The sequence below is a fragment of the Salinicola halophyticus genome, from assembly GCF_003206695.1.
GTDB classification, from domain to species: domain Bacteria; phylum Pseudomonadota; class Gammaproteobacteria; order Pseudomonadales; family Halomonadaceae; genus Salinicola; species Salinicola halophyticus.
Genome location: NZ_PZJN01000019.1, coordinates 1 through 3286, shown reverse-complemented (window position 1 = coordinate 3286; position 3286 = coordinate 1). Strand labels below are relative to the sequence as shown.

The 3286-nt window shown below is 53.9% G+C and carries 2 rRNA genes; both read right to left on the bottom strand.

Going from position 1 to position 3286, the window contains the following annotated elements:
* Positions 1-5 precede the first annotated feature (5 nt).
* Positions 6-120: ribosomal RNA gene (rrf, locus tag DOM58_RS17350) — 5S ribosomal RNA — on the bottom strand.
* A 141-nt stretch (positions 121-261) separates the two neighbouring features.
* Positions 262-3154, bottom strand: a 23S ribosomal RNA gene (locus DOM58_RS17345).
* Positions 3155-3286 lie beyond the last annotated feature (132 nt).

The window sequence follows — 3286 nt, the reverse complement described above, 5'->3', positions numbered from 1 at the left end:
TAGATGCCTGACGATGACCTACTCTCGCATGGGGAGACCCCACACTACCATCGGCGCTAAGCGGTTTCACTACTGAGTTCGGCATGGATCAGGTGGTTCCCGCTCGCTATGGTCGTCAGGCAAAACTGACGTCGGAATGATGGGCCTTCACGGCTTACCCAACCCTCATTCCAACTGATTCGGATCATGCTGACTGAGATAGGTCTCATTGCCTGCCCGCTCTACGAGGCAGCGCGTATCCTNNAAACCCCTTGGGGTTATATGGTCAAGCCTCACGGGGTATTAGTACACGTTAGCTCAACGCCTTGCAGCGCTTCCACACCGTGCCTATCAACCAGCTAGTCTTGCTGGACCCTTTAGGAGACTCTAGGTCTCGGGGAGATCTCATCTTGAAGGAGGCTTCCCGCTTAGATGCTTTCAGCGGTTATCCCTTCCGCACATAGCTACCCGGCGATGCCACTGGCGTGACAACCGGAACACCAGAGGTGCGTCCACTCCGGTCCTCTCGTACTAGGAGCAGCACTTCTCAAATCTCCAACGCCCACGGCAGATAGGGACCGAACTGTCTCACGACGTTCTAAACCCAGCTCGCGTACCACTTTAAATGGCGAACAGCCATACCCTTGGGACCGACTTCAGCCCCAGGATGTGATGAGCCGACATCGAGGTGCCAAACACCGCCGTCGATGTGAACTCTTGGGCGGTATCAGCCTGTTATCCCCGGAGTACCTTTTATCCGTTGAGCGATGGCCCTTCCATACAGAACCACCGGATCACTAGAACCTACTTTCGTACCTGCTCGACGTGTCTGTCTCGCAGTTAAGCACCCTTATGCTCTTGCACTCAATGCACGATTTCCAACCGTGCTGAGGGTACCTTCGTGCTCCTCCGTTACTCTTTCGGAGGAGACCGCCCCAGTCAAACTACCCACCACACACTGTCCTCACACCGGATCACGGTGCCAAGTTAGAACGCCAATGATGCCAGGCTGGTATTTCAAGGTTGGCTCCACCGGAACTAGCGTCCCGGTTTCCAAGCCTCCCAGCTATCCTACACAAGCAACATCAGCGTCCAGTGTGAAGCTATAGTAAAGGTTCACGGGGTCTTTCCGTCTAGCCGCGGGTACACAGCATCTTCACTGCGATTTCAATTTCACTGAGTCTCGGGTGGAGACAGCGTGGCCATCATTACGCCATTCGTGCAGGTCGGAACTTACCCGACAAGGAATTTCGCTACCTTAGGACCGTTATAGTTACGGCCGCCGTTTACCGGGGCTTCGATCAAGAGCTTCGCCTTGCGGCTAACACCATCAATTAACCTTCCGGCACCGGGCAGGCGTCACACCCTATACGTCCGCTTACGCGTTAGCAGAGTGCTGTGTTTTTAATAAACAGTTGCAGCCACCTGGTATCTTCGACCGGTTCAAGCTCGGGACGCGAAGTCCTTCACCCTAAGCCGGCGCACCTTCTCCCGAAGTTACGGTGCCATTTTGCCTAGTTCCTTCACCCGAGTTCTCTCAAGCGCCTTGGGATTCTCACCCTGACCACCTGTGTCGGTTTGGGGTACGGTCGCATGTGATCTGAAGCTTAGAGGCTTTTCCTGGAAGCGTGGCATCGATGACTTCCGGACCGTAGTCCGTTCGTCTCGTCTCTCGGCCTTGAGATCCCGGATTTGCCTAAGATCTCAGCCTACTGACTTTCACCAGGACAACCAACGCCTGGCTCACCTAGCCTTCTTCGTCCCCCCATCGCAACCACATCCGGTACGGGAATATTGACCCGTTTCCCATCGACTACGCTTTTCAGCCTCGCCTTAGGGGCCGACTCACTCTGCTCTGATTAGCATAGAACAGAAAACCTTGGTCTTCCGGCGGGGGAGTTTTTCACTCCCCTTGTCGTTACTCATGTCAGCATTCGCACTCGTGATATCTCCAGCAAGCTTCTCAACTCACCTTCACAGACTTACACGACGCTCCTCTACCGCTCACACCTAAGTGTGAACCCGTAGCTTCGGCATCTGGTTTGAGCCCCGTTACATCTTCCGCGCAGGCCGACTCGACTAGTGAGCTATTACGCTTTCTTTAAAGGATGGCTGCTTCTAAGCCAACCTCCTAGCTGTCTATGCCTTCCCACATCGTTTCCCACTTAACCAGAATTTGGGGGCCTTAGCTGACGGTCTGGGTTGTTTCCCTTTTCACGACGGACGTTAGCACCCGCCGTGTGTCTCCCACGCTCTACTCACCGGTATTCGGAGTTTGCCTCGGGTTGGTAACCCGGGATGGGCCCCTAGCCGAAACAGTGCTCTACCCCCGGCGGTAATACGTGAGGCGCTACCTAAATAGCTTTCGAGGAGAACCAGCTATCTCCGAGCTTGATTAGCCTTTCACTCCGATCCACAGCTCATCCCAGCATTTTTCAACATACTTGGGTTCGGGCCTCCAATTGATGTTACTCAATCTTCACCCTGGCCATGGATAGATCGCCCGGTTTCGGGTCTATATCCAGCGACTGGTCGCCCAGTTAAGACTCGGTTTCCCTACGCCTCCCCTATACGGTTAAGCTCGCCACTGAATATAAGTCGCTGACCCATTATACAAAAGGTACGCGGTCACAGAACAAGTCTGCTCCCACTGCTTGTACGCACACGGTTTCAGGATCTATTTCACTCCCCTCTCCGGGGTTCTTTTCGCCTTTCCCTCACGGTACTGGTTCACTATCGGTCAGCCAGGAGTATTTAGCCTTGGAGGATGGTCCCCCCATGTTCAGTCAGGGTTTCACGTGCCCCGACCTACTCGATTTCACATATTCAGGTTTTCGACTACGGGGCTATCACCCGCTACGGCCGGCCTTTCCAGGCGCATTCGTCTAACCAGTCACATGCTTAAGGGCTACTCCCCGTTCGCTCGCCGCTACTAGGGGAATCTCGGTTGATTTCTTTTCCTCCGGGTACTTAGATGTTTCAGTTCTCCGGGTTCGCTTCCCAACACCTATGGATTCAGTGTGGGATACCCAGCTTATGCTGGGTGGGTTTCCCCATTCGGAAATGTCCGGGTCGCAGGTTGTTTGCCACCTCACCGAACCTTATCGCAGGCTACAACGTCCTTCATCGCCTCTGGCTGCCAAGGCATCCACCGTGTGCGCTTAATCGCTTGACCATATAACCCGAAAGGGTCTGGTCAGTGATTAAATCATTCGACAATTGCCGGATACGCTTGAGACGTATCTCGTTTCGTTCTTCTCCGAAGAGAAGAACTGTCAGCATGATCCAAATTGTTAAAGAGCGACTG